A 21,247-nucleotide genomic window follows, 5' to 3' on the forward strand; every position below is an offset into this window, starting at 1 on the left:
GCACCGCGGCGGCTGCCGTCGCCTAGGCCTCTGGCCGGATCATGATCACCACCTTGCCGGTGGCTTTGCGGTTGCGCAGCAGCTCCAGCCCTGCGTCAGTCTCCTCCAGCGGCAGGCGGTGGCTGATGTGTGGGCGCAGCGAGCCGTCACGATACCAGTCGATCAGCCGCGCGATGGCGCCCCTGACCACCGCCGGGTGGCTCTTCAGGTAGCCGCCAAAGTAAAACCCGATAACGCTGAGGTTCTTCACCAGCAGGTGGTTCGCCGGGATCTGCGGCACCTCGCCGCCGGCAAAGCCGATGGGCAGCAGCCGCCCGCCCGGGTTGGTAGACCGAAAGGCCGCTTGCCAGACATCGCCGCCAATCGCCTCATAGACCACATCGGCGCCGCCCAGATCCTTGACCGCCTGCCGCAGATCCTCGTCGGCGTCGATCAGATGATCCGCGCCCGCCGCCTTGGCCACGGCCAGCTTCTCGGCTCCCCGCGCATGGGCGATCACCCGCGCGCCCAGACGTTTGCCGATTTCCACAGCCGTCAGCCCGACACCACCGGCAGCGCCGGTGACCAGCAGGGTTTCCCCCGGCTGCAACCGCGCACAGTGATCCAGCGCGACCAGTCCGGTGCCATAGGTGATCTGAAACGCAGCCGCATCGGCAAAGGACATCTCGTCGGGGATCCGCGTGACGCGATCGGCCGCAAACACCCCGGCCTCCGCCAGCCCGCCCTGACCGGAAAACACCGCCACCCGATCGCCAACCGCCAGCCCCTCCACATCAGGGCCAAGCGCCTGAATGACGCCCGCCAGTTCCAAACCGGGAATAAATGGCAGGTCCGGCGTATCCTGATATTTGCCACGGAGCAGAAGAAGATCGGCAAAGTTCAACCCACAGGCGTGTATTGCAACTGCAACTTCTCCGCTTCCCGGTGATCCCACGTCAACTTCTGCGATAGTCGGGGAAATGTCAAAACTGCTGACACTGTAGGCGCGCATATCATTTTTCCATATCTGGCATGGGGTAAGGTGATTCTGAATGGCCAAACCATGCCAGATTCGCCTTCAGATCACCTCACTATTTATGGGGAGGTGGAGAACATGTGTAAAACATGCAAAAAAGTGAAATAAAATTGGTACATGAAATCATGCGTTTGCCGCACAGGTGCTGACCCCGGCGAGAGTGAACGCTTGAATTCAACCGTTAAGGTCGTACACTCAACTCCAATGGGAGCGCCTTGTCGTTTGTCCAGAAACCCGTCGGGTTTTTTGGCAACATTGGCACCACGCGGTATTTGCCGGGTGGGCGGGGGTTTAAAAAGGCGGTTAGGGTGGCACCCAGTTTTGTAATTCTTAGGAGAAACGCATGGCTCATCCAGTGGACGTGCACGTGGGGAAACGTATCCGGCATCGCCGGTGGCTCATCGGCATGACGCAACAGCAGCTCGCAGAGCTGGTTGGTATTAAATTTCAACAGATCCAGAAATATGAAACCGGTGCAAACCGGGTCAGCGCCTCCCGGCTCTGGGATATTTCCGACGCGCTCAGCGTGCCGGTCAGCTTCTTTTTTGAAGGTCTGCAAGATGATGATGCCCCGGCATCGGACAAGGCACGCGTGCCTGACGATCTGATGGGCGACAAGGAGGCATTGGATTTGGTGCGTTCCTACTATGCGATTCCTGAAAACCAGCGCCGTCGTCTGTTCGAACTGGCGCGCGTGCTCAGCGACGCAGCCTGATTTTCCCGCCTCAAGTGGGGGCTTGGGGCTTGAAATATGCGCGGTTGAATGTCACCCCTTCGGGTATGACTTCAGCCGCGTTTTCAGATCTGGACGTTGCCCATCGGATGGCCGATGCCGCACGTCAGGCGATCCTGCCCTATTTCCGCTCAGCCGGGCTGCAATCCGACAACAAGCTGGACGAAGGTTTCGATCCTGTCACCATCGCCGACCGGGCCGCCGAACAGGCGATGCGCGCGGTGCTTTCGCAACTCAGGCCCGAGGACGGCATCCTCGGCGAGGAATACGGCGAGACCCGTGGCCAGTCCGGGCGCATATGGGTGCTGGACCCGATCGATGGCACCCGTGGCTTTATCAGTGGCACCCCGACCTGGGGGGTGCTGATTGCCCTTGGCGATGCGGATGGCCCTTTCCTCGGCATCATTGATCAACCCTATATCGGTGAGCGGTTCATCGGCACGCCCGAGGGGGCCAGTCTGACCGGCCCGCTGGGGGAGGTCGCACTCAGCACCCGCAAGACATCGGATCTGTCGGCGGCCACGCTGTTCACCACCTTTCCCGAAGTCGGCAGCGCAGCGGAACGCGCCGCCTTCCAGCGGGTCGCCAGCGAAGTGCAGCTGACCCGCTACGGGATGGATTGCTACGCCTATGCGCTGCTGGCCGCCGGGCAATGTGACCTGGTGATCGAGGCCGGGCTCAACGCCTACGACATCCAGGCGCCGATCGCGGTCATCGAGGCCGCCGGTGGCGTGGTGACCAACTGGCAGGGGGAGCCTGTGCATGAGGGCGGTCAGGTCCTGGCCGCAGCCACCGCCGAGCTTCATGCCGCAGCGCTTGCCCTGATCCGCAAAACCACTTGAAACGACCTCGGGCAATCCATTAGGGTTCGGCCACGCGCCGAGTCCTTTGCCCATATTCTGTCGGCGCGCCATCACACTTCTGAACCGAAATGGGCGGCCTGACGGAGTGTGACCTGTGCCTGAAATTCTGATCGAAGATATTGATATCGCGCTGACAATGGATGATCAGCGCCGCCAGCTGACCCATGCCGATCTGCGGATCCGCGACGGGGTGATCGCCGAGATCGGCAGCGATCTCACCACGGAGGGCGAGCGGATCAGCGGCCGGGGCTGCGTGGTGACCCCGGGCCTTGTGAACACCCATCATCACCTCTATCAGAATCTCACCCGCGCGGTGCCCGGCGCGCAGGACGCGCTGCTGTTTGGCTGGCTCAAACGGCTCTATCCGATCTGGTCGGCCTTCACCCCCGATGACATCCATGTCTCCGCCCAGCTGGGGCTGGCCGAACTGGCCTTCTCCGGCTGCACGCTCACCTCCGATCACCTCTACCTCTATCCCAATGGCACCCGGCTGGAGGACAGCATCGAGGCGGCAGGTGATATTGGTCTGCGCTTCCAGCCGACGCGCGGCGCCATGAGCATCGGCGAAAGCGCGGGCGGCCTGCCGCCGGACAGTCTGGTCGAGGAGGAACGCGCCATTCTCGACGATATGATCCGCGTCGTGGACCGGTTCCATGACCCCGCCGAAGGCTCCATGTGCCGGGTGGCGCTGGCGCCCTGTTCACCGTTTTCCGTCAGCCGCGAACTGATGCGCGACACTGCGCTTCTGGCCCGCGACAAGGGGGTGATGCTGCACACCCATCTGGCCGAAAACGACGAGGATATCGCCTATTCCCTGGCGCAGTTCGGCTGCCGTCCCGGCCAATATGCCGAAGATCTGGGCTGGACCGGCCCCGACGTCTGGCATGCCCATTGCGTGAAACTGGATGCCGGGGAAATCGACCTCTTTGCCCGGACCGGAACCGGCGTTGCCCATTGCCCCTGTTCCAACTGCCGCCTTGGCAGCGGCATCGCGCCGCTGCGCGCCATGCGCGATGCGCAGGTGCCGGTTGGTCTCGGCGTGGATGGATCGGCCAGCAATGATATGGCCAGCCTGATCAGCGAAGCCCGTCAGGCGATGCTCTTGCAGCGGGTCGCACAGGGGGCTGATGCCATGAGCGCCTATGAGGCGCTGGAGATTGCCACCCGTGGCGGCGCGGAGGTGCTGGGGCGGCGCGATGTCGGCCAGCTGGCGGTGGGCAAACGTGCCGATATCGCGATCTGGGACGTGACCGGCATCGCCTCCAGCGGCAGCTGGGATCCGGCGGCGCTGCTGCTGGCGGGGCCGGCGCAGGTGAAACATCTCTTTGTCGAAGGGCGCCAGATCATCCGCGATGCCATGCTGGCGACCGTGGATCTGCCAGACCTTCTTGAACGGCACCAAAAAGCCACCACACGGCTGATGCAGCTGGCCTGACGCAGCTGACCAGATCGGCGACAGCGCGCGGCGCTCATCTTCTGGCCCGAAATATCCCCGCCGGAGGCAGAGGCGCATCAGCGCCTCTTTCCCCCTCGGTGCCCGGCTCAGCTGCGCGCGCCGTTGATCCAGACCTCGGTCACCGCCCGGTCATCGCCCATCATGATGGTGGCAAAAACCGCCTCCCAGAGATCGCGCGCGCCCGCGCAGCGCTGCGCAATCGCCGGGGTTGAGGCCAGATCCAGGACCACCAGATCGGCCTCCATGCCGGGGGCGAGATTGCCGATCTGGGCCTCCATGCGCAGCGCGCGGGCCGAGCCTTGGGTGGCCAGCCACAGCAATTGTGCAGCATGCAGCGGCGTGCCGCGCAGCTGGCCGATTTCATAGGCGGCCGCCATGGTGCGCAGCATCGAGAAACTGGAGCCACCACCGGTATCCGTCGCCAGACCAATGCGTTGCCCCTCAGCCATCAGCCCGGCCATGTCGAACAGCCCAGACCCGATGAAGGTATTGGAGGTTGGACAATGCACCAGCGCGGCGCCAACCTCGCGCAGACGGGCACGCTCGCGGTCTTCCAGATGGATCGCATGACCGTAGAGGCCACCTTCGCCCAGCAGACCAAATTGCTCATAGGTGTCCAGATAGTCCCGGGCCTCGGGAAACAGCGATTTCACCCAGGCAATCTCGTCGGTCTGCTCGCTCAGATGGGTCTGCATCAGGCAGTCTGGGTGCTCGGCCCAAAGCGCGCCCATCGCCTCCAGCTGTTCGGGGGTCGAGGTGGGCGAGAACCGTGGCGTGATCGCATAGGACAGCCGGTCCACCCCATGCCAGCGGCCAATCAATGCGGCGCTGTCGTCATAGGCCGATTGCGCGGTGTCGCGCAGGCCTTCCGGGGCGTTGCGGTCCATGCAGGTCTTGCCCGCAACCACGCGCTGCCCGCGCGCCTGCGCAGCGCTGAAAAACGCCTCCACGCTTTCGGGGTGGATGGTGCAGTAGCTGCACATCGTGGTGGTGCCATTGGCCCGTGTCAGATCCAGATAGCGGCCTGCGATTTCATCGGCATAGCCACGGTCGCCAAAACGCATCTCCTCGGGGAAAGTATAGCTGTTCAGCCAGTCGATCAGCCGCTTGCCCCAGCTGGCAATGATCGCGGTCTGCGGGAAATGCACATGGGCATCGACAAAGCCGGCGAGGATCAGGTGATCGCCGTGATCCACCAGGCTGGCGGAGGGGTGGGCCTTGCGCAGCGCATCAGCCGCGCCCAGTTCCAGCACCTTGCCACCACCAATCGCCACCGCTTCATGCAGCGTCGCCGCAGCCTCGGGGTGGTCGCCCTCAAACGGGTCTCCCGCAAATGATAGGACCTGCCCCCGTAAGATAAATTCTGCCTGCATCCGACGCGGTCCTTTCTTGCCAAACTGCGATGCGCAGGATACGCGCAGCGACATCGACGGTAAATTACGTCATTGTCATTGTTTTTCGGTAACAGCTTCTTTTATTCCAGAAGCAATCACCAAAAGGGGCCTCGGAATGATCGCAGATGACCAAAAAGAGCCAGTCGATGCCACATTCGAGGATGCCTACGAGCTGGACCGCAAACGGGTTGCCCAGATTCTGGAGGCGGTGGAGGCCGATGACCAGCCTCAGCTGACCGAGCTGATGGAGCCGCTGCACGCCGCTGACATCGCCGACCTTCTGGAACAGATCAGCGCCTACGAACGTGGCCGCCTGATCCGCCTTTACGACCGCGAATTCGACGGCGAGATCCTGTCAGAACTGGATGAATCAATCCGCGAAGAGGTGATTTCGCTGCTGGCGCCGCAGGTTCTGGCCGAGGCGGTGCGCGACCTCGAAAGCGATGATGTGGTCGACCTTCTGGAGGATCTGGAAGAGCCTCAGCAGGCGGCCATCCTCAATACGCTCGAAGATGCCGACCGGGTCGCGGTGGAGCAATCGCTGAGCTACCCGGAGAATTCCGCCGGCCGTCTGATGCAGCGCGAGGTGGTGATGGCCCCCGACCACTGGACGGTGGGGCAGGCGATTGATTTCATGCGTGAATCCGAACACTTGCCGGATCAGTTCTACCACGTGGTTCTGGTCGACCCGCGGCTGCACCCGGTGGGCAATGTCACGCTCGGCCGTATAATGTCCTCGAAACGGGAGGTGCGGCTGAGCGAGATCGTCGAAGACACCTTTCAGATCATTCCCGCCGATCAGGACGAAGAAGACGTCGCCTATGCCTTCAACCAGTATCACCTGATTTCGGCCCCGGTTGTCGATGACGAGGGGCGGCTGGTTGGTGTCATCACCATGGATGACGCCATGATCGTGCTGGATGAGGAACATGAAGAAGACATCCTGCGTCTGGCCGGTGTCGGTGAGGGCAGCCTGGCCGACCGGGTCATGGCCACAACGAAGCAACGCTTTCCCTGGCTGGCGGTGAATCTGGCAACGGCGATTCTGGCTTCGCTGGTGATTGCCCAGTTCGAGGCGACGATTGCGGAATTTGTGGCGCTGGCGGTGCTGATGCCCATTGTGGCCTCAATGGGTGGCAATGCCGGCACCCAGTCGCTGACCGTGGCGGTGCGCGCACTGGCCACCCGCGACCTCACCGGCTCCAACGTCTGGCGGGTGATCCGGCGGGAGGTCCTGGTGGGGCTGGTGAACGGCCTCGCCTTTGCGCTGATCATGGCCGTTGTCGGCATCCTGTGGTTCGGCTCACCTATGCTGGGCGTCGTGATCGCCGTCGCTATGGTGATCAATCTGGTCGTCGCGGGGCTGGCGGGGACAGCGGTGCCGATTATTCTGGAGAAAATCGGCGTCGACCCGGCGCTGGCCTCCGGCGCCTTTGTGACAACGGTCACGGATATCGTTGGTTTCTTTGCCTTTCTCGGGCTGGCCGGGGTGTTGCTGCTCTGATCCTGCCCGCTGTTGCCGCCCGTCCGGGTGGTGTTCACTTGCTTTGACAGGAGCCGCATCATGGATGACCTCACCCGGATCAAGGCCGACGCCCGCAAGGCGGCCTTTCAGCGCCGCAAGGCCGCCTTTGACATGAATAAGCCCGGTGTTGCGGGGCATCTCTCGGAGGTGCTGGCAGGCTATCGCGGCGTGCCGCTGTCGGGCTATATGCCGATCCGCACCGAGATCGACCCGCTTCCTGCGATGGCGGAAGCCGCCGCTCATGGCCCTGTTGGTGTGCCGGTGATCCAGGCCAAGGATACACCGCTGAACTTCAGCCGCTGGCAGCCTGATGGCGCGCTGCGTGACGGTCCCTTTGGGGCAAAGGTGCCGGAGGTCGATGACTATTTCGAACCGGAAATCCTGATCGTGCCGCTGGTCGCCTTTGATGCGCGCGGCGGGCGGCTGGGCTATGGCGGCGGCTTTTATGACCGCACTCTGGAGCTGCTGCGGGCCAAACGTCCAACCCTCGCCATCGGTTTTGCCTTTGACGCGCAGGAGGCCGAAAGCCTGCCGCTGGAGCCCACCGACCAGCCGCTGGACATGCTGATCACCGAAAGCCGGGTGTTGCAGTTCAGCTGACACCCGCTGCGACGGGCCAAGGGTTTGTCAAAAAACCTTGGCAAAACTTTTAAAAAGTTTTGCACCCGCAACGCGGCTCTTGTCCTGAGCCTTGCAACGGCGTACCACGCGGCAATGCGACTATTATTTCTTGGCGATGTCATGGGCCGTGCGGGACGCAAGGCCATTTCCGAACACCTCCCGCAGATGCGCAAGGACTGGCGGCTCGATTTTGTCGTGGTCAATGGCGAGAATGCCTCAAACGGTATGGGGCTCAATGGCGAACACGCCAAGCTGCTGCTGGATGCCGGGGCCGATTGCCTGACGCTTGGCGATCATGCCTTTGACCAGAAGGACATGTTGCAGGCCATTGAGAAAGAGCCGCGCATCATCCGGCCGCTGAATTTTGCCAAAAACGCGCCGGGGCGCGGCTACCGGCTGTTCAATGCTCCGGGCGGGCGCAAGGTGCTGGTGGTGCAGGCACTGGGGCAGGTGTTCATGAAACGGGCCTATGACGATCCCTTCGGCGCCGTTGAGGCGGTGCTGAAATCGCACCCACGCGGTGGGCTGGCGCAGGCGGTGATCGTGGACATGCACTGCGAGGCCACCTCCGAGAAGATGGCGATGGGCCATTTCTGCAATGGCCGCGCGTCGCTGGTGGTGGGCACCCATACCCATGTGCCGACGGGCGATGCGCAGATCCTGTCGGAGGGCACCGGCTATCTGACCGATGCTGGCATGTGCGGCGATTACAACTCGGTGATCGGCATGGAGAAAGCCGAACCGATGCGCCGTTTCCTCACCGGCATGCCCAAGAACCGCTTTACCCCGGCCGAAGGCCCGGCAACCCTGTCGGGTGTTTTTGTCGAAACCGACGATCGCACCGGGGCGGCCAAATCGATCCGCATGATCCGGGTCGGCGGCCTCCTTGAGCAGGCAACTCCCTGACGCTGGCCACCCGGTCCAGGCCCCCTAGTGCAGGCCACGGCAACCCCGCCCGTTCCATGCGCGAAACCTGGGCAGGCGGGGCGGGATATTCGCCTGCCAAACCCCTCAAATTCCGAAGCTTATTCGCAAAGGACCGCTAAATAGGGACCAGATGCTCCCATCGTGTTGCGAAACACTTGCCTCCGGTGACCGGATCAGGTTCACTCCCTTGGGCCGCGCGATATGCGAGGCGGTTCGCGCAGTTCTTTCAGGTCGCCGATGATTGATCTCTCAACCTCTTGGATGTCTTTACCCCTGATGCAGTTCATTCCCCTTGGCGAAACCGGTGGCGCGGTTCTGACGTTGCTGATCGTGGTGGCCATGTTTGCCGCTTTCCTGCGAGAAACCTTCCCGACCGAGGTGGTGGCGCTGGCCGGTGTCTCGGCGATGCTGGCAACCGGCGTTCTGCCCTATCAGGCGGCATTGCCCGTGCTGTCGAACCCGGCGCCCTGGACCATTGCGGCCATGTTCATCATCATGGGCGCGCTGGTGCGCACCGGCGCGCTGGATGCCTTTACCGCGCAGGCCCGCAAACAGGCCGAGGTCAATCCGAAACTGGCCATTGCGCTCTTGATGGTCTTTGTCGTTGCCGCCTCGGCGGTGGTGTCGAATACGCCGGTAGTGGTGGTGATGATCCCGGTGTTCATCCAGATCGCCCGCACAATGAACGTTTCCGCCTCCAAGATGCTGATCCCGCTCAGCTATGCGGCCATTCTGGGCGGCACGCTGACGCTGATCGGCACCTCTACCAACCTGCTGGTTGACGGTGTCGCGCGGGCGCAGGGGCTGGTGCCTTTCACCATCTTCGAAGTGACACCGCTTGGCATCATTCTGGTGATCTGGGGCATGATCTACCTGCGCTTCATCGCGCCGCGCCTGCTGCCGGATCGCAGCAGCATGGCCAGCCTGCTCAGCGACCGGTCCCGCATGAAATTCTTCACCGAGGCGGTGATCCCCCCGGACAGCAACCTGATCGGCCGCGAAGTCACCGGCGTGCAGCTGTTCAAACGGCCCGGCGTTCGACTGGTCGATGTCATTCGCGGCGACATCTCGCTGCGCAACGCGCTGAAAGGGGTTGAGCTTCAGGTCGGCGACCGCGTGGTGCTGCGCACCCAGATGACCGAACTCCTCAGCCTGCAACGCAACAAGGAGCTGAAGCGCGTCGATCAGGTCTCCACCGTGGAAACCACAACCGTGGAGGTGCTGATCACGCCCGGATGCCGCATGGTGGGACGGTCGCTCGGCGCGATGCGCCTGCGGCGGCGCTATGGCGTTTATGTGCTGGCGGTGCATCGGCGCAATCAGAACATCGGTGTGCAGCTTGAGGATCTGGTGGTGCGCGTAGGCGATACCCTGCTGCTGGAAGGCAATGTCGAGGATATCCAGCGACTGGCCGCCGATATGGATATGGCGGCCGTCTCGCAACCCTCGGTGCGCGCCTATCGCCGGCGCCACGCCCCCATTGCCATTGCCGCGCTGATCGGGATCGTGCTGCTCGCCGCGCTCAATGTGGCGCCAATCCTGCTGCTGTCGGTGCTGGCCGTCTCCACCGTGCTGATCACCCGCTGCATCGACGCGGATGAGGCTTTCTCATTTGTCGATGGGCGCTTGCTGACGCTGATCTTTGCCATGCTCGCGATCGGGGCCGCCCTGGAAAGCTCGGGTGCGGTGCGTCTGATCGTGGATGCCGTGGCCCCCTCGCTGTCTCTGCTGCCGCCGTTCCTACTGGTCTGGGCGGTCTATCTGTTGACCTCGATCCTGACCGAGCTGGTCTCCAACAATGCCGTGGCGGTGGTGGTCACGCCGATTGCGGTCGGGCTTGCACAGGCCATGGGCATTGATCCGCGCCCGCTGGTGGTTGCGGTCATGGTTGCGGCCTCGGCCTCTTTTGCGACGCCAATCGGCTATCAGACCAATATGCTGGTCTACGGTCCGGGCGGTTACAAATTCACCGACTTCCTGCGCGTTGGCATTCCGCTGAACTTCAGCGTCGGCCTTCTGGCCTCCATCCTCATCCCCTTCTTCTGGCCGCTTTAACAACGGCCGGTAAGGGTTTGTTAACCATAAGTTACCGCAGGTTTTGGCCGCTCATGCGATGGCGCGGGACCGGCCTGCCTGACGACCGGTAAACAGGCAGCCGCCCAGAAAGCTGCCCTCCAGCGCGTTGTAGCCGTGATAGCCGCCACCGCCAAAGCCTGCGACCTCTCCGGCGGCAAACAGTCCCTGCACCGGCGTGCCATCGGCGCCAATCAGCTGCCCGTCAAGATCGGTCTGCAAACCGCCCAGTGACTTGCGGGTCAGGATATTCAGCCGCACCGCGATCAGCGGCCCATTGGCGCGGTCCAGAATCCGATGCGGCTTGGCGGTGCGGATCAGCCGGTCGCCCCGGTAGTTGCGCGCGGCATTGATGGCGATGATCTGCGCATCCTTGGCAAAGGGATTGTCGGCCTGGGCATCGCGCGCTTCGATCTGACGCCGCAGGTGGGTTTCCTCCAGTGCGACATCGCCGATCTCGTTCATGCCCGCCACCAGCTCGCTCAGCGTGTCGGCCACCACAAAATCCGCACCGTGTTTCTTGAAGGACTCAACCGGGGCAGGGGCCTTGCCCCGCGACAACAGCCGGGCGCGCAGCACCTCGCCCCATTTGCCAGAGGTCAGATCCGGGTTCTGTTCGGACCCCGACAGGGCGAATTCCTTCTGGATGATCTTCTGGCTCAGGATGAACCAGCTGTAATCATGGCCCGTCTTCAGGATCTCGCGCAGCGTGCCCAGCGTGTCGAACCCCGGCAGATAAGGCGCAGGCAGCCGGTCGCCTCTGGCGTCAAACCACATCGACGATGGCCCGGGCAGAATGCGGATGCCGTGGTTGGGCCAGATCGGATCCCAGTTGCGCAGCCCTTCGGTGTAATGCCACATCCGGTCGGCATTGATGACATGGCCGCCCGCCGCCTGCGCAATCGGGATCATCCGCCCATCGACGTGAAAGGGCACGCCTGCCACCATGCGGCGCGGTGCAGGTCCCAGCCGCTCCACCGGCCAGTTCTGGCGCACCGCATCCAGATTGCCGCCAATCCCGCCCGAGGCGACCAGCACCGAGGGCGCATAGACCTCGAATTCGCCGATTTCCTGACGGTTGGTGCGAGCCCCCTGCGGCGCGTCATCTGCCGCCAAGACCTCGCCGGAGACACCTTTGACAGTGCCGCCCTGAGTGATGATATGGCTCACCTGATGGCGAAAGCGCGGCTGGATTAGACCAGCCTCGATATGGGCTTCGACCCGCGCGGCAAAGGGGGCGACCACCCCCGGTCCGGTGCCCCAGGTCAGGTGAAAGCGCGGCACCGAATTGCCATGTCCCTCGGCGTCGCCACCGCCCCGTTCGGCCCAGCCGACCACCGGAAACCAGCGCATTCCCAGACCATGCAGCCAGGCCCGCATCTCGCCGCTGGCAAAGTCCAGATAAGCGCGCGCCCAGCGTTGCGGCCAATGGTCTTCGGGGCGGTCAAACTGGGCGCTGCCGAACCAGTCGCGCCGCGCCAGATCGGGACAGTCGCGAATGCCCATGCGGCGCTGCTCGGGCGTGTCGATCATGAACAGCCCGCCCAGGCTCCAATGCGCCTGACCGCCCAGGAAATGTGCAGGCTCCTGATCCAGCAGGATCACCCGCTTGCCCCGGTCGCCCAGTTCGGCTGCCGCCACCAGCCCGGCCAGCCCGGCCCCGACGATGATCACATCTGCGCTGTTGTCCGTCGGCTGTCCCATGGCGTGCCTCTGCTGTTGGTCCCGGTTGTGGGATCAGCCTAAGCGTGCAGAGGGGCGCGGCGCAAACCCTGCGGTCCCTGCCGTTGGGTCACAGCAGCGCCACAGCGCCGATCACAGCGGCCAGAACAGCAGGATTGCGGGGATGGAGACCGCGATGATCAGCACCTCCAGCGGCAGGCCAATGCGCCAGTAATCGCCAAAGTGATAGCCGCCCGGACCCAGCACCAGCGTGTTGTTCTTATGCCCGATGGGGGTCAGGAACGCCGCCGAGGCCGCCACCGCCACCGCCATCAGGAACGGATCCGGCGACACGCCCAGACCATTGGCCATCTGGATCCCGACCGGGGCCGCGACAATGGCCGTGGCGGTGTTGTTCAACACATCCGACAGCGTCATGGTGACCACCATCAGCACGGTCAGAATGGCCCAGGCGGGCATGCCTGCGGTCAGCGTCAGCAGGCTCTCGGCGATCAGCGCAGTGCCACCGGCACTGTCCAGCGCCGCCCCCAAGGGGATCATCGAGCCGAGCAGAACCACCACCGGCCATTCGATATGGTCGTATAATTCCGCCAGCGGCAGGATCTTGGTCAGCACATAGGCCACCACCACCAGCCCCAGCGCAATCGGCAGGTAGATGATACCCAGCGAGGCCGCCAGCACCGCGCCTGCAAACAGCGCGATGGCAAGCCAGGTCTTGTCATTGGCCGTGACCGACAGGCCGCGTTCCGCCAGCGGCAGGCAGCCCAGCCATTCGGTGACATCCGTGCCGCGATCACGCGGGCAGAGCAGCAGCAGGATATCCCCCGCCTCGATCTGTTCCTGCCGGATATGCCGGGTCAGGCGGCGGCCCTGCCGCGCCAGCCCCATCAGCACGGTGTTCTGCCGCCAGGCCAGACCCAGCGCCTGCGCGCTGCGCCCCTTGATACGGGCGGTTTCCGGCACCACCACCTCGACCAGCTCCAGGCCATCACCCGCGGCGCCCAGCTTCTCCTGCCGGGCGGCATCGGCAAAATCGAGCGAGGCGGCGGAGCGGAATTCATCCAGCGCTTCGGGCGTGGCCTCCAGCACCAGCGCATCACCGGCCCGCAGCAGCTGACCCGCCGCGCGCCCATAGAGCCGCTTGCCGTCGCGGATCAACCCGAGGATCGCCACATCGGCCTTGTCGGCTTCCGCGTCCAGCTCGCCCAGACGCTGACCGATCAGGCCCGATTCTTCGGGCACCGTCAGCTCGGCGATATACTGCGACAGCTGCGCCTCCGAGTCGCCGGCCGCATTCTGGCGCAGCGGGATCAGCCGCCAGCCGATCAGCGCCACAAACAGCAGCCCTGCCAGCGCCGCGATGCCGCCCACCGGGGCAAAGTCGAACATTCCGAAGGGTTCGCCCAGAGTTTCGGCCCGGATCGACGCGATAATGATATTGGGGGGCGTGCCTATCAGCGTCACCATACCGCCCAGAATGGTGGCAAAGGACAGCGGCATCAGGCTCAACCCCGGCGCCCGCCCGGCCTTGCGCGCGGTCTGGATGTCCACCGGCATCAGCAGCGCCAGCGCTGCGACATTGTTCATAAAGGCCGACAGCACCGCGCCAATACCGCCCATCAGCGCGATATGTGCGCCCAGATTGCGGCTGCTGTCGACCAGCGTGCGGGTGATCAGAAACACCGCACCCGAGCGCACCAGCCCGGCCGAAACCACCAGCACCAGTGCCACCACCAGTGTTGCCGGATGGCCAAATCCGGCAAAGGCGTCATTGGCAGGCACCACCCCCAGCAGGACCGCCACCATCAATGCGGAAAAAGCCACGATATCATAGCGATACTTGCCCCACAGCAGCAGGCCAAAGACAGCAGCGAAGAGGGTGAACAATACAATCTGGTCAAATGTCATGGCGCCACTCTAGCGGTTGCGCGCTGCGGGACAAGCGCCTCCCTGCACGCCGGATGCAGTGCGGCTCACGGCTGTCACCGCCCGCATGGTGCGCCGGGCCGGATATGGGGCGCTTGAAAGCCCCCCGGTGTCGGGGCTATATGGGCGCCAGATCCGAAATTGAATTAGCAAGGATGCACCATGGCAGGCCATTCCAAATGGGCGAACATCCAGCACCGCAAGGGCCGTCAGGACGCCGCGCGGTCGAAACTGTTCTCGAAACTCTCCAAGGAAATCACCGTCGCCGCAAAGATGGGCGACCCCGACCCGGACAAGAACCCGCGTCTGCGTCTGGCCGTCAAAGAAGCCAAAAGCCAGTCCGTCCCCAAGGATGTGATTGACCGCGCGATCAAGAAAGCCACCGGCGGCGACGCCGAGAACTACGACGAAATCCGCTATGAGGGCTATGGCCCCAACGGTGTCGCTGTGATCGTCGAAACCATGACCGACAACAAGAACCGCACCGCTTCCAACGTGCGCTCCACCTTCTCCAAGAATGGTGGCAACCTCGGCGAAACCGGTTCCGTGGGTTTCATGTTCGAACGCAAGGGCGAGGTGACATATCCCGCCGCTGTCGGCGATGCCGATACCGTCATGATGGCCGCCATCGAAGCCGGTGCCGAGGATGTCGAAAGCGCCGAGGACGGGCATTTGATCTACTGCGCCGACACCGACCTCAACGAGGTCTCCACTGCGCTTGAGGCTGAACTGGGCGAGTCGGAATCGACCAAGCTGGTCTGGAAACCCACCACCACAACCGAGCTGGATCTCGAAGGCATGCAGAAGCTGATGAAGCTGGTGGATGCGCTGGAAGATGACGACGACGTGCAGCGGGTCACCACCAATTTTGAAGCCTCCGACGAGGTGATGGCGCAGCTCTGAGCCAGCGTCCGATGCGATTTCCAAGGCCCGTCAGCCCGGCGGGCCTTTTTCTTTGAACCCCTTGGGAATGCTGTAGAAAGGCCGCCCGATGCAGATCAGAGAGTTCCGCGCCGAAGATGCCGCCGCAGTGGCGCAGATCTTTCATGCCGCCGTGCATGGTGTTGCGCGGCAGGACTACACCGCCGCGCAATGCGCCGCATGGAGCCCGGAAGCCGCCCCCGCCACGGTCTGGCAAAGCCGCGCTCTGGACGGGCGGGTCATCTTCGTTGCGGCTGACGGCCGCGATCAGCCGCAGGGCTTTATCGAGCTGGAGCAGGACGGCCATATTGATTGTTTCTACTGCCACCCGGATGTGGCGGGCACAGGCGTCGGCGTGGCGCTCTATCGTCAGCTGGAGATCCGGGCGCGCGATCTGGGGCTGAAGATCCTCTATGTCGAGGCCAGCGAGGCCGCAAAGCGCTTCTTCACCCGGCAGGGCTTCAGCGATGAGGGGCGGCGCGATTTTGAACGGCGCGGCGTGATGCTGCACAACTACCGAATGACCAAATCGCTGCAATAAACCCGCGCCTTAGGGCCGGGTCAGCACACCTGCGCGCCGCAGCTCGTCCGCATCCGGTGTCCAGAGCTGGCGATGGTCGGTGGCAAACAGCCGTTCGGCAAAATCGGCGCTGACCCCCTGTGCAATCAGAAAATCGCGGTCGCGGGCCTGTTCGCGGTTCAGATCGACCTGCGGCAACCCACCGGGAAAGGCCAGCGCATAGGAATGGAACCCAAGGCTGCCACCCTTGGCGAGCCTGCGCTCCTCTCCGGCGGCAAAGACCAAGGTGCAGGCCGAGGCGCAGGCACCCTCGGCCACCGTGTCCAATGCGCGCTCCCGGATCAGCCGGGCCACACCTCGCGCCTCATAGATCAGCCCGCCCGGACCGCTCAGCGCCACCTCGCGCAGGGCCGGCGCCTCGGCCATCATCGCCGCCACCCGGCGCGTCAGCCCATGCGGGATTTCCCCGGCAAAGACCAGCCGACGCCCATCCGGGGTGATCGACAGATCATATAGCGCCTCGCGCGCCAGCCGTTCGGTTTCGGCATAATCCGGCTCCTTCGGGGTGGTTGCGATCAGCACTGCGTCCCACCACAGGGTCACCGTGGCAAAACCGGCGAAGAGAATGGCCAGATAGCCGCCCCAGACCGGCGCCAGATGACCGGTGTCGCGAATATGGGCATCGGCGCTGCGCAGGAAACTGCGCGCCTGCCACAGCAGCAACAGCCCATCAATCAGCACCAGCGCATAAAGCAGCCGAAGCGGCAGCACGACAACCGTGTTCAGCAGCGCCCATGTCAGGAGCACCAGCATCCGTGGCAACACCAGCTGCCACAGGAAACTGCGGCCCAGCGTCAGCATATGCAGCCGCTCCGGCGAGCTGCGGGCGGGATCTGTCTTCAGGCTGGATAACCTGCCGTCCGTTCTGTTGCCTTTGTGGTCCTCTGGCACTGTATTCGTGCCCCCGGTGGTTAGATCGGCGTCAGATGCCGACGGGCTGATTTGAGCACGGCACGGGTCACATCGGCAAGGGCCGGGGCCAGAACCCGGCTCACCTGCCAGGTCAGCGGTACATCCAGCGGGGTGTCTGGGATCAGCGGGCACAGCTGCTCGGCCGTCAGATAGGGCGCAGCCAGCTGCTCGGGGTTCATCCCCCAGCCGACGCCCGCCAGCGCCGCATCGACGAATCCCTGGCTCGACGGCAGGAAATGCGCAGGCGGCGCAATCCCCGGTCCCACATGCGCGCCAAGCCAGCGCGCCTGAAGCTGATCCTTGGCGTTGAAGATCAGACAGGGCGCACGACGCGCCGTCTCCGGGGTCACGCCGCTGGCAAACCAGCGGTCGCGGAACGCAGGCGAGGTGGTCGCGATATAGCGCAGCGCCCCCAGCGGATGGGCATCGCAGCCGGTCACCGGCTTGGCGCGGGCCGTCACCGCTGCCGAAACCTCGCCCCGGCGCAGCCAGTCGGCGCTGTGGTCCTGATCGTCGATCACCAGATCAAACAGCAGCCCCTCGCAGGCCGCCATCACCGGAACGAACCAGGTCGCCAGACTGTCGGCATTGATCGCCACCCGCAGCCGCGAGGCACCGGGCGCGCGCTCCAGCCGCAGATCGTCGGACACTGCCGCCTCCAGCAGGGCGACATCCTCGGCATGTTTGGCGATCCGCAGACCGGCCTCGGTGCCCAGACAGGGGCTGCCGCGTTGCACCAGGCTGCTGCCAATGCGATCCTCCAGCGCCCGGATCCGCTGCGAGATCGCCGACGGCGTCACCCGCAAGGCCTGCGCGGCCGCCTCAAACGAGCCGAGCCGCAAGACAGCCGATAGCGCGGCGAGCTGATTGGGATCGAATTGCATTAGCAGATCTTAATTTGGGTAAGTCAGATTAATTTGCTTACACCCGCTCAGCGCCTTAGTCAAAGCACAGGCCACGACCACCACCAGGTCACCTGTTGGACCAGGCCGCCTGCACCAAGATAACAAAGGACAGATCCCATGCCTTCCAGCCTGATTGCCGGTTTCTTTCTCGGCCTGAGCCTGATCATGGCCATTGGCGCGCAGAATGCCTTTGTGCTGCGGCAGGGGCTCAGACGCCAGCATGTGTTCTGGATCTGCCTCACCTGCGCCAGCTCCGATGCGCTGCTGATTACCGCAGGAGTGCTGGGCTTCGGCTCGCTGGCGCTGGCACTGCCGTGGTTCGAGCTGGCGATGCGACTTGGCGGCGCGGCCTTTCTGCTGTGGTATGGCGCGCGCAGCCTCAGGTCGGCATGGCGCGGCGGCGCGCATCTGGACAGCGCAGACGGGCAGGGCGCGCCGGTGACACTCTGGCCGATGCTGGCCACGGTGCTGGCGCTGACCTGGCTCAACCCGCATGTGTATCTCGATACCGTGGTGCTGCTTGGCTCGATCTCGGCGCAATATCCGCAGCCGCTGGTCTTTGGCCTTGGTGCGGCGCTGTCGAGCTTTGTCTTCTTCTTCACGCTTGGCTACGGGGCCAGCCTGCTGGCACCGGTCTTTGCCCGACCCCGAGCCTGGCAGCTGCTGGACGTGCTGGTGGGGCTGACCATGTGGGCCATCGCCATCAAGCTGCTAATGATGTGACAGTGCGGGGTGTCATACAGGTTCTGATGCGCCTCTGTGCGCGTCACGCACAAACCCGGTCGTGCCGCCCGGGACAAGAACATATTTCATATGTGAAGGGTTGTTCTGCGACCGCCCCGGTGCTCTCATGCGCGCCATGACCACTCCATCCGACGACCACCCCACATCCGACAGCGCCGCCGCCGCCGCCGCCGTAAGGCCGCCGGCGCCCCCCGTCGGCAACCCGGTAAAAGGGGTGTTCTGGATGCTGGTGACGGGGCTGTGTTTTGTCGCGGTGACCGCCCTTGTCAAATACCTCGGCAATCGCATCCCGCCTGCGGAATCGGCCTTTCTGCGCTACCTGATGGGGCTGGTGTTTCTGGTGCCGATGGTCGCGACGCTGCGCCGGTCGCGGCTCACCGCCCGGCTCTGGGGGCTGTTTGCCATGCGCGGCTTTGTGCATACGCTGGGGGTGATCCTGTGGTTCTTTGCCATGACGCAGATCCCATTGGCCGAGGTCACGGCGATGAACTACCTGTCGCCGATCTATGTCTCCATCGGTGCCGCCCTCTTTCTGGGCGAACGGATGGCCCTGCGGCGTGTGGGCGCCATTCTTGTGGCGCTGCTGGGCGCGCTGATCATCCTGCGCCCCGGATTTCGCGAGGTAGAGGCAGGCCATCTTGCCATGCTCTTTACCGCGCTGGCCTTTGGCGCGTCCTACCTTCTGGCCAAAACAACGGTTGATGGCACCAACCCGGTGGTTGTCGTGGCGATGCTGTCGATCTGGGTCACGGTGTTTCTGGCTCCCTTTGCCGCCGCGGTCTGGGTGACCCCGAACATCTGGGAGCTGGCTGTCCTCTTTGCGGTCGCCTGTTTTGCGACAGCGGGGCATTTCACCATGACGCTTGCCTTTGCGTCAGCGCCGGTGACGGTGACCCAGCCGGTAACCTTTCTACAATTGCTTTGGGCGACACTTCTCGGCGCCCTCGTCTTCGAAGAGGCGGTGGATATCTGGGTTGTCGCCGGTGGCTGCCTGATCCTGGCGGCTGTCAGCTTCATCACCTGGCGGGAGGCGGTGCTGAAACGCCGGGCGCTGACACCTGCCAGCCTCGCCACAAAGGTCTGATTTCGCAAAACCGTCACAGAGCACTGATAGGGACACCGGAATAATTCGAGAATAGAGGTGAACGACATGCGCGTCCGATGGATCTTGGCTCTTCTGATTGCACCGGCGGCGCTGGTGCAATCGGCTTGGGCCGACACCGGTCATGTCGGGCTGGAGATCTGCAATGACACCGCAGTGCCGCAGTCGCTCAGCCTGGCGTTCCGCGATGACGGGCGCTGGATCTCCCGTGGCTGGTGGCAGTTGCCACCCGCCACCTGCGAGCGGGTGATCGACGCCCCGCTGCGCAACCGCTTCTACTACTTCCGAAGCGAGGCACAGGACTGGCAGTTTCTGGATGAGCGGATTTCCTTCTGCACCGCGCCGGATGAGTTCACCATCTATGGCGACCATGATTGCGCAATACGTGGCTATGACAGCGCATTTTTTGCCAAGATCGACACCCAGGCGCTCGCCACAACCACCGATGCCCCCGGCGCCAAAATCGCCTATGTGGCGCAGCTCAGCGAACATTCCCGCCCGCGTCACGCCTCGCCTGAAAGCGCGGCGTCAGGTGCCACCGCGCCGCCGGACAGCGGGTTTGATCGGGATGTCACCTTTCAGGGCTGCGAGGTCCGGCAGAGCGACGGGCGGGTGATCTGCAAGCTGGTGATGGAGGAGGGGCAGATCTGCGTCACCAATGACGGCGCGACAGAGACTGCCATCATCGAGCGTCTGCTGACGTTGGATGCAGGCGCTCCGGTGCGGGTGGCCGGCAATCGTCTGGCGATCGGGGATCGCGTCATCCAGGCCAGCATCAGCGCGCTGACAGAGCGGGACGAGACCCGATATGACACCCTGCTTACTCAGCTGGCGGGCAGGTGGGTCTCACAGTCGGATGCCTACGATCTTTTTGTGGTCGAAGGGGCGGCGCGGCGCAATTTCTACGGCTCGGTCGAAACTATGACCGAATTGCTCTCGGTGCAGACCGCCTGCGCTGATGCTGCGGGTGCGGGCCCGTTCCTCGTCGCTCAGGCCGAGGACGGCGGACCGACCCATTGTTACCGCATCCTCTCCCTGACGGAGACCGATCTGGTGCTGGGCTACATGCCGCGTGACAGCCGATTGCACTATCGCCGTCAGGACCTGCCGCTGAACTGAACTGCCATCCGCTCGACGGGCCAGATCGTCGGGCAACGGCCCGGTTCAGTGGCTGTCAGCCGATCGCCAGATCCACAACCCGATGTGCCGCCCGGCGCGCCTGTTCGGGATCCAGCGGCGTTTCGGACTGGGCCGCCTGAAGCCAGACGCCATCCATATAACATTGCAGCGCCTGACGGGCGGTTTCGACCCGGTCCTGCGGCAACAGGCATTTCAGCTCGGCCCGGAAATGGCTGCGCACGCGGCTGCGGTTGATTCTGTGCAGCCGCGACAGACGACTCGAATAAGGCGCGCTGGCCCAGAACTGCATCCACAGGCTACAGGGCGCGACACGAAACAAATCATCGTCAAAATTGGCGTCCATCACCGCATAAAGCCGCTCTTTTGGCGTCTGCGCCGTGGCATATCCACGAATCATCGCCAGGCGCAGCTTGTTCAGCAGATGGCGCATCGTGGCCTCCATCAGCCCTTCCTTGGAGCCGAAATAATAGTTGATCGAGGCTGCCGAGGCCCCCGCTTCCTTCGCGATTTCCGCCATGGTAACAACACCATAGCCGCGGCGGTGGACCGCAACGATGGTTGCTTCGATCAGCTCTTCGTTCCGGATGTCGCGAATTCTTTTTCTAGCCATATAGAAGTCTTGCGCCAGCTCGGTCTGCGTTTCAACTCCTGTTATGACTATTCCGGATCTTGAATGGTCATTTAAAAACTATTTGGGGACCTCCCGTTTTCTGCTATGTCTGTCGCA

19 protein-coding genes are annotated in these 21,247 nt (G+C 63.6%); 12 read left to right on the top strand and 7 right to left on the bottom strand.

Translation table 11 applies throughout. The features are described 5' to 3' along the window. Positions 1 to 22 precede the first annotated feature (22 nt). Positions 23 to 991 carry an NADPH:quinone oxidoreductase family protein gene (locus VXL81_RS15365; RefSeq protein ID WP_416535097.1) on the bottom strand — a complete coding sequence of 323 codons (969 nt, stop codon included), beginning with the start codon at positions 989 to 991 and terminating at the stop codon, positions 23 to 25. Positions 992 to 1,358: 367 nt separating this feature from the next. On the opposite strand from VXL81_RS15365, the gene VXL81_RS15370 reads away from it, so the two are divergent. The 3 genes from VXL81_RS15370 (at position 1,359) to VXL81_RS15380 (ending at position 4,046) form a co-directional block, all read left to right on the top strand. Then, positions 1,359 to 1,730 (top strand): helix-turn-helix domain-containing protein, encoded by a 372-nt coding sequence (locus VXL81_RS15370; RefSeq protein WP_340546062.1) that lies wholly within the window; start codon positions 1,359 to 1,361, stop codon positions 1,728 to 1,730. A gap of 65 nt (positions 1,731 to 1,795) precedes the next feature. Next, a complete protein-coding gene (hisN, locus tag VXL81_RS15375) occupies positions 1,796 to 2,590 on the top strand; it encodes a histidinol-phosphatase (RefSeq protein ID WP_416555052.1) in 795 nt (264 codons plus the stop codon). Between the two features lie 115 nt (positions 2,591 to 2,705). Further along, entirely contained in the window at positions 2,706 to 4,046 is a 1,341-nt protein-coding gene (locus VXL81_RS15380) for an 8-oxoguanine deaminase (protein WP_416554988.1), read from the top strand. A 107-nt stretch (positions 4,047 to 4,153) separates the two neighbouring features. Here the strand turns inward: VXL81_RS15380 and guaD are convergent, their stop codons facing one another. Next, entirely contained in the window at positions 4,154 to 5,440 is a 1,287-nt protein-coding gene (gene guaD / locus VXL81_RS15385; RefSeq protein WP_340546060.1) for a guanine deaminase, read from the bottom strand. A gap of 136 nt (positions 5,441 to 5,576) precedes the next feature. On the opposite strand from guaD, the gene mgtE reads away from it, so the two are divergent. From mgtE to VXL81_RS15405, 4 genes are all read left to right on the top strand, one after another. After that, complete coding sequence (gene mgtE / locus VXL81_RS15390; protein ID WP_416535100.1) at positions 5,577 to 6,965, top strand: magnesium transporter; 1,389 nt, start codon at positions 5,577 to 5,579, stop codon at positions 6,963 to 6,965. Positions 6,966 to 7,025: 60 nt separating this feature from the next. Next, entirely contained in the window at positions 7,026 to 7,586 is a 561-nt protein-coding gene (locus VXL81_RS15395; protein WP_340546058.1) for a 5-formyltetrahydrofolate cyclo-ligase, read from the top strand. 114 nt (positions 7,587 to 7,700) lie between these two features. Further along, entirely contained in the window at positions 7,701 to 8,513 is an 813-nt protein-coding gene (locus VXL81_RS15400) for a TIGR00282 family metallophosphoesterase (RefSeq protein ID WP_340546057.1), read from the top strand. Positions 8,514 to 8,810: 297 nt separating this feature from the next. Next, positions 8,811 to 10,589 carry an SLC13 family permease gene (locus VXL81_RS15405; protein WP_416546347.1) on the top strand — a complete coding sequence of 593 codons (1,779 nt, stop codon included), beginning with the start codon at positions 8,811 to 8,813 and terminating at the stop codon, positions 10,587 to 10,589. Between the two features lie 51 nt (positions 10,590 to 10,640). Here the strand turns inward: VXL81_RS15405 and VXL81_RS15410 are convergent, their stop codons facing one another. Together VXL81_RS15410 and VXL81_RS15415 are read right to left on the bottom strand one after the other, a co-directional pair. After that, positions 10,641 to 12,311 carry an FAD-binding dehydrogenase gene (locus VXL81_RS15410; RefSeq protein ID WP_416554990.1) on the bottom strand — a complete coding sequence of 557 codons (1,671 nt, stop codon included), beginning with the start codon at positions 12,309 to 12,311 and terminating at the stop codon, positions 10,641 to 10,643. Positions 12,312 to 12,422: 111 nt separating this feature from the next. Further along, entirely contained in the window at positions 12,423 to 14,198 is a 1,776-nt protein-coding gene (locus VXL81_RS15415) for an SLC13 family permease (protein WP_416554992.1), read from the bottom strand. A 180-nt stretch (positions 14,199 to 14,378) separates the two neighbouring features. On the opposite strand from VXL81_RS15415, the gene VXL81_RS15420 reads away from it, so the two are divergent. Continuing rightward, complete coding sequence (locus tag VXL81_RS15420) at positions 14,379 to 15,119, top strand: YebC/PmpR family DNA-binding transcriptional regulator (protein ID WP_340546053.1); 741 nt, start codon at positions 14,379 to 14,381, stop codon at positions 15,117 to 15,119. 88 nt (positions 15,120 to 15,207) lie between these two features. After that, positions 15,208 to 15,678 carry a GNAT family N-acetyltransferase gene (locus VXL81_RS15425; RefSeq protein ID WP_416535105.1) on the top strand — a complete coding sequence of 157 codons (471 nt, stop codon included), beginning with the start codon at positions 15,208 to 15,210 and terminating at the stop codon, positions 15,676 to 15,678. A gap of 9 nt (positions 15,679 to 15,687) precedes the next feature. Here VXL81_RS15425 and VXL81_RS15430 read toward each other — a convergent pair whose 3' ends face one another. Together VXL81_RS15430 and VXL81_RS15435 are read right to left on the bottom strand one after the other, a co-directional pair. Continuing rightward, the gene (locus VXL81_RS15430; protein WP_416554994.1) at positions 15,688 to 16,518 is read right to left on the bottom strand and encodes a hypothetical protein; all 831 of its coding nucleotides are present in this window, start codon (positions 16,516 to 16,518) and stop codon (positions 15,688 to 15,690) included. Between the two features lie 110 nt (positions 16,519 to 16,628). Continuing rightward, entirely contained in the window at positions 16,629 to 17,513 is an 885-nt protein-coding gene (locus VXL81_RS15435; RefSeq protein ID WP_416541375.1) for a LysR family transcriptional regulator ArgP, read from the bottom strand. A 138-nt stretch (positions 17,514 to 17,651) separates the two neighbouring features. On the opposite strand from VXL81_RS15435, the gene VXL81_RS15440 reads away from it, so the two are divergent. The 3 genes from VXL81_RS15440 (at position 17,652) to VXL81_RS15450 (ending at position 20,499) form a co-directional block, all read left to right on the top strand. Then, on the top strand, positions 17,652 to 18,257 hold the full coding sequence (locus tag VXL81_RS15440; RefSeq protein ID WP_416539044.1) for a LysE/ArgO family amino acid transporter: 606 nt from the start codon (positions 17,652 to 17,654) through the stop codon (positions 18,255 to 18,257). 127 nt (positions 18,258 to 18,384) lie between these two features. Further along, the gene (locus tag VXL81_RS15445) at positions 18,385 to 19,362 is read left to right on the top strand and encodes a DMT family transporter (protein ID WP_416546337.1); all 978 of its coding nucleotides are present in this window, start codon (positions 18,385 to 18,387) and stop codon (positions 19,360 to 19,362) included. Positions 19,363 to 19,428: 66 nt separating this feature from the next. Continuing rightward, on the top strand, positions 19,429 to 20,499 hold the full coding sequence (locus VXL81_RS15450; RefSeq protein ID WP_416554996.1) for a DUF1036 domain-containing protein: 1,071 nt from the start codon (positions 19,429 to 19,431) through the stop codon (positions 20,497 to 20,499). Positions 20,500 to 20,554: 55 nt separating this feature from the next. On the opposite strand, the gene betI is transcribed toward VXL81_RS15450, so the two are convergent. Further along, positions 20,555 to 21,130 carry a choline-responsive transcriptional repressor BetI gene (betI, locus tag VXL81_RS15455; protein WP_340546046.1) on the bottom strand — a complete coding sequence of 192 codons (576 nt, stop codon included), beginning with the start codon at positions 21,128 to 21,130 and terminating at the stop codon, positions 20,555 to 20,557. Positions 21,131 to 21,247 lie beyond the last annotated feature (117 nt).

Origin of the sequence: Phaeobacter sp. JH204B, assembly GCF_048055755.1 — a bacterium.
GTDB classification, from domain to species: Bacteria; Pseudomonadota; Alphaproteobacteria; order Rhodobacterales; family Rhodobacteraceae; genus Phaeobacter; species Phaeobacter bryozoorum.